The 4,676-nt window shown below is 68.4% G+C and carries 6 protein-coding genes and 1 pseudogene; 5 read left to right on the top strand and 2 right to left on the bottom strand.

Going from position 1 to position 4,676, the window contains the following annotated elements:
- The first annotated feature begins 127 nt into the window (after window positions 1-127).
- Window positions 128-1,420 carry an NRAMP family divalent metal transporter gene (locus tag GH737_RS13090; protein ID WP_230558806.1) on the top strand — a complete coding sequence of 431 codons (1,293 nt, stop codon included), beginning with the start codon at window positions 128-130 and terminating at the stop codon, window positions 1,418-1,420.
- Between the two features lie 20 nt (window positions 1,421-1,440).
- A complete protein-coding gene (locus GH737_RS13085) occupies window positions 1,441-1,866 on the top strand; it encodes a low affinity iron permease family protein (protein ID WP_420853454.1) in 426 nt (141 codons plus the stop codon).
- Here the strand turns inward: GH737_RS13085 and GH737_RS15440 are convergent, their stop codons facing one another.
- The gene (locus tag GH737_RS15440) at window positions 1,867-2,043 is read right to left on the bottom strand and encodes a hypothetical protein (RefSeq protein WP_196233173.1); all 177 of its coding nucleotides are present in this window, start codon (window positions 2,041-2,043) and stop codon (window positions 1,867-1,869) included.
- A 159-nt stretch (window positions 2,044-2,202) separates the two neighbouring features.
- Between GH737_RS15440 and GH737_RS13080 the strand changes: the two genes are divergently transcribed.
- The 3 genes and pseudogenes from GH737_RS13080 to GH737_RS13070 all read left to right on the top strand — a co-directional run.
- Entirely contained in the window at window positions 2,203-2,820 is a 618-nt protein-coding gene (locus GH737_RS13080) for a retropepsin-like aspartic protease family protein (RefSeq protein ID WP_155265241.1), read from the top strand.
- 36 nt (window positions 2,821-2,856) lie between these two features.
- A complete protein-coding gene (obgE, locus tag GH737_RS13075) occupies window positions 2,857-3,900 on the top strand; it encodes a GTPase ObgE (protein WP_155265240.1) in 1,044 nt (347 codons plus the stop codon).
- A pseudogene (locus GH737_RS13070) lies at window positions 3,869-4,417 on the top strand (NAD-dependent epimerase/dehydratase family protein); the annotation flags it as partial. The gene obgE and the pseudogene GH737_RS13070, both read left to right, overlap by 32 nt.
- On the opposite strand, the gene GH737_RS16105 reads toward GH737_RS13070, so the two are convergent.
- The gene (locus tag GH737_RS16105; protein ID WP_420853455.1) at window positions 4,342-4,617 is read right to left on the bottom strand and encodes a hypothetical protein; all 276 of its coding nucleotides are present in this window, start codon (window positions 4,615-4,617) and stop codon (window positions 4,342-4,344) included. The pseudogene GH737_RS13070 and the gene GH737_RS16105 sit on opposite strands and share 76 nt — an antisense overlap.
- Between the last annotated feature and the right edge of the window lie 59 nt (window positions 4,618-4,676).

Here is a 4,676-nt window from a genome sequence, read left to right as displayed (position 1 = left end):
TTCGCTGCTCGGCGCGCCAGTCGGCGGGACGCTGGGCCTGCCGCGCGATACCGCCCGCGAGCTCGCCGCCGAAAGGCTCCGCGACCGGCTCGATGCCGACCGCGCGCGTGGTTGACCGCTGCCTCCGGTGAACCGGCCCCGCCGCCCGCACACTTTGTCGGGGCGCGCCGTCCGTGCCGTCGAAGACATCGGCTCGGTTCTCGGCCCCGGCGTCGTCACCGGCGCCGCCGACGACGATCCGAGCGGGATCGCGACTTACTCCCAGGCGGGCGCGCAATTCGGCTACGGGCTGCTGTGGACGCAGCTTCTGAGCTACCCGTTGATGGTCGCGGTGCAGCTCGTCTGCGCGCACATCGGGCGGGTTACCGGCAGCGGGCTGGCTCACGCCATGACCCGCTGCTTCCCCAGGTTTGCCGTCACCCTTCTCGTCGGCATCCTGCTCGTCGCCAACGTCATCAATCTCGGCGCCGACCTCACCGCGATGGGCGCTGCCGCCGCTTTGGTGGTGGGCGGCGGCAGGCACCTCTTCGTCATCGCCTTCGCGCTCCTTACCGTCGGCCTGCTGCTGTTCGTCTCCTACGCGCGCTACGCGAACGTGCTGAAATGGCTGACGTTCAGCCTATTCGCCTATGTCGGCGTGATCCTGCTGGTCAGGATCGACTGGAACCAGGCCCTGCTCGGCCTCGTCTGGCCGAGGCATTTCGGAAAGGACGGGCTGCTCACCATCGTCGCGCTCTTCGGGACGACGATCAGCCCGTATCTCTTCTTCTGGCAAAGCTCGCAGGAGGCGGAGGACCTCGCCGCCGAGCACCGCCGGCCGCTGTCGCGCGCGCCGCGTTCGGCCCCGCGCCAGTTCCGCCGCATGCGCGTCGACACGATAGTCGGGATGGGCTTTTCGGAGCTGATCGCGATGGCGATCATCATCACCAGCGCGGCGACCCTCCACGTCCAAGGAGTCACCGAGGTCGCCAGCGCCGAGCAGGCCGCCGAGGCGCTTCGCCCGATCGCCGGCCAGTTCGCGTTCGCGCTCTTTGCGCTCGGCATCATCGGCACCGGCCTGCTCGCGCTCCCGGTCCTCGCCGGCTCGGCGGCTTTCGCGGTCAGCGAGGCGCGGGGATGGAAATCGGGCCTCGAACGCAAGCCGAAGCAGGCCAGGGCCTTCTATGCGATCATCGTCGCCGCGGTCGCGATCGGCGTGCTGTTCGACTGGTCCGGAGTCGATCCGATGCGGGCGCTGTTCTGGAGCGCCGCGCTCAACGGCGTCTGCGCGGTACCGATCATGGTGGCGATGATGATCGTCGCCCATCGCCCGGCGGTCATGGGCCGCTTTACCGAGCGCTGGCTGCTGATGAGCTTCGGCTGGGCCGCGACCGCGGTGATGGCGGTCGCGTCGGCCGCGATGCTGGTCAGCTTCTTCTAGGCGGCACCTTGCCGTTGCACGTGCGTTACGGGCGCGTGCGCAAGATCTTCAACCATATCGCGACGATCATCGCGACCGCGGCGGGCCAGCCGCTGACGTTCATCGTCGCGCTCGGCGTCATCCTCGTCTGGGCCGTGACCGGTCCGCTGTTCAACTATTCCGACACCTGGCAGCTGATCATCAACACCGGCACCACGATCGTCACCTTCCTCATGGTTTTCCTCATCCAGAACAGTCAGAACCGCGACGGCGCGGCGATGCAGGCCAAGCTCGACGAGCTCCTGCGCGCGGTCGAAAAGGCGCGCGAGAAGTTCATCGGAATCGAACATTTGACCGATCAGCAGATCGAATTGATCCGCGCCGCGCTCGAGCGCAGCTCCAACGGCGAGAGCGGTAAGCAGTCTACCGCCGAGGACACCGTCGACCGCCTGCTCGAACGCTTCTGATCAGTTCGGCGCCCGGCGGGGCTGTTGCTGAAGCTTGGAATCGGCGTCGTCGATCGCCCGCAGCAGCTGCGTGAAATGCGGCGCTTCCTCGACCGGCCAGATGCGGTCGAACGTCGGCCCGAGCAGATCGAGATCGCGACGCGTGAGGAGGCCCACGGCGACAATGCGTTCGGCCATGGAGGGCTCGTTCGGTAGTTTCGCTTACAAACGCCGCCAAGCCATTGCGGTGCCCAAGGTTTCGCCTCTGCATCGTTCGTCGGCCGCGGCAGTGGCACAATTGCCGCCCCCGATTGCCCCCTTGGCCGCGCCCACGCGGCGGGCCACATTGGCGCTGCGATGCCCTCGACTTTCCCGCAATGGCAGCAGCTGGCGCTCTACGCCGTGGGCATCGCGCTCATCATCATGCTGCTTCAGCGGATCCCGGTCGTCGGCCGGATCGTCCGTTTCGCGATCTCGCTCGCCTTGTTCGCTTTGCTGATCTTCATCGTCCTCCAGCAGGCGCCCTACCAGCCGGAGCTGTCGCGGCTCACCAGCAAGCTCGGGCTCGACGACCAGAAGGTCGCGGGCAAGGAGCTTCGGGTGACGATGGCGCCCGACGGCCATTTCTGGGTCAAGGCCTCGATCAACGGCGTCGAGCGGCGGATGCTGATCGACAGCGGCGCGACGGTGACTGCAATCTCCGCCGAAACCGCGCGAGCAGCCGGAGTCGACACCGGCACCGGCCTGACGCCGGTCATGCTGCGCACCGCCAACGGCGTCACCCGCGCGCAGACCGGCTCGATCGACGAACTCAGGATCGGCAATATCGTCGCGCGCAACCTGCGCATCGTCACCGCGCCCGGCCTCGGCAGCCTCGACGTCCTCGGCATGAACTTCCTCTCGAAGCTCGAATCGTGGCGCGTTGAGGGGCGGACGCTCGTCCTCGTCCCGCACCATCCGCAGACAACCGCTTAACTTTCCCTCCACCGCCGCTTCGCGTAACCGGCCCTTATGCATTTCCTCGACCAGGCCAAGATATTCATCCGTTCGGGCGCCGGCGGCCCCGGCGCGGTGTCGTTCCGGCGCGAGAAGTTCATCGAGTTCGGCGGGCCCGACGGTGGCGACGGCGGCAAGGGCGGCGACATCGTCTTCGAGGCGGTGGCCGGCCTCAATACGCTGATCGACTTCCGCTACACCCAGCATTTCCGCGCTCCCCGCGGCAAGGGCGGCGCCGGGTCCAACAGGACCGGCGCAGGCGGCGACGATCTCGTCGTCAAGGTGCCCGTCGGCACCCAGGTCCTCGCCGACGACGAGGACCGCACCCTGCTCGCCGACCTCACGCTCGAAGGCCAGCGCATCACCTTCCTCAAAGGCGGCCTGGGCGGCCGCGGCAACGCCAGCTACAAGACCTCCACCAACCGCGCCCCGCGCCAGCACCAGACCGGCGAGGACGGCGAGGAGGTTTGGGTCTGGCTGCGCCTCAAATTGCTCGCCGACGTCGGCCTCCTCGGCCTGCCCAATGCGGGCAAGTCGACCTTCCTCAACTCGGTCACCAACGCTTCGGCCAAGGTCGGCGATTACCCGTTCACAACGCTCCGCCCGCAGCTGGGTGTCGTACGGCACAAGGGCCGCGAGTTCGTCCTCGCCGACATCCCCGGGCTGATCGAGGGCGCGGCCGAGGGCGCCGGGGTCGGCGACCGCTTCCTTGGCCATGTCGAGCGCACGCGCCTGCTCCTCCACCTCGTCGACGGCTCGGCCGAGGACCCGGTCGAGGACTGGCGCGTGGTCCGCGGCGAGCTCGAAGGCTATGGCGCCGGCCTCGCCGGCAAGCCCGAGCTGATCGCGCTCACCAAGGCCGACCTCCTCGACGACATGCAGCGCGCGAAGGTGGCGAAGGCGCTTGAAAAGCAATCGGGCGCCAGAGTTTTCCCCATCTCCGCGCCGATCGAGGAAGGGCTCGAGCCTTTGCTCGACGCGGTGATCGAGCGCCTTGGCGCCGCCGCCGAGGAGGTCGACGACGAACGTGCCGACGAAAGGAACTGGTCGCCTCTATGAGGCTGCCAAAGTGAAATTGGCGTTGACGGGCGCGACGGGGTTCGTCGGCTCGCACCTGCTCGACGCCGCGCTCGCTGACGGTCATCAGGTCGCGGCGCTGACCCGGCGCGAACAGCCTGCGCGCGAGCGGGTGGCCTGGATTCTCGGCGATCTCCACGACCGCGGCGCGCTAGAGCGGCTGGTCGACGGAGCCGATGCCGTGATCCACGTCGCCGGCGTGATCGGCGCGCGCGACGCCGCGACGTTCGACAAAGGCAATGTCGAGGGCACGCTGGCGATGCTCGCCGCGGCCACGGCAGGCGGAGTCCGGCGCTTCGTCCACGTCTCCTCGCTCGCAGCGCGCGAGCCGAAGCTGTCGCTCTACGGCGCGTCGAAGGCGCGGTCGGAGGAGCTGGTCCACCGTTCCGGTCTCGACTGGTCGATCGTCCGTCCGCCTGCGGTCTACGGCCCCGGCGACAAGGAGACGCTCGAGCTGTTCCGGATGGCGAAGCTCGGGCTGATGCTGATGCCGCCGAGGGGCCGCGTGTCGCTGCTCCACGTCGATGACCTCGCCCCCCTGCTGCTCGCGCTGGCCGATCCGCAAGCCCCCTCAACCGTCCTCATCGAGCCCGACGACGGCAAGCCCGGCGGCTGGACCCACCGCGAGTTCGCCCGCGCGTTGGGTGCCCCGCAGACGAACTGGATGGCCTCGCCGGTTCCGGCGTCGACAGTCAGCACCTGCAGCTTGTCTGCCTGCGGGTGTTTCTCGGCGGTCAGCACCTTGGCGATGGTGAACG

The sequence above is a fragment of the Sphingomonas segetis genome, from assembly GCF_009720245.1.
Taxonomy (GTDB): Bacteria; Pseudomonadota; Alphaproteobacteria; order Sphingomonadales; family Sphingomonadaceae; genus Sphingomicrobium; species Sphingomicrobium segetis.
Note: the sequence above shows the minus strand (reverse complement) of the source record. Positions and strands in the feature narration are given on the sequence as shown.

Excerpts from the sequence above, each read along its gene's own strand:
- GH737_RS15440 (WP_196233173.1), bottom strand. The coding sequence starts at position 2,043 with ATGGCCGAACGCATTGTCGCCGTGGGCCTCCTCACGCGTCGCGATCTC.
- GH737_RS13080 (WP_155265241.1), top strand. The coding sequence starts at position 2,203 with ATGCCCTCGACTTTCCCGCAATGGCAGCAGCTGGCGCTCTACGCCGTG.
- obgE (WP_155265240.1), top strand. The coding sequence starts at position 2,857 with ATGCATTTCCTCGACCAGGCCAAGATATTCATCCGTTCGGGCGCCGGC.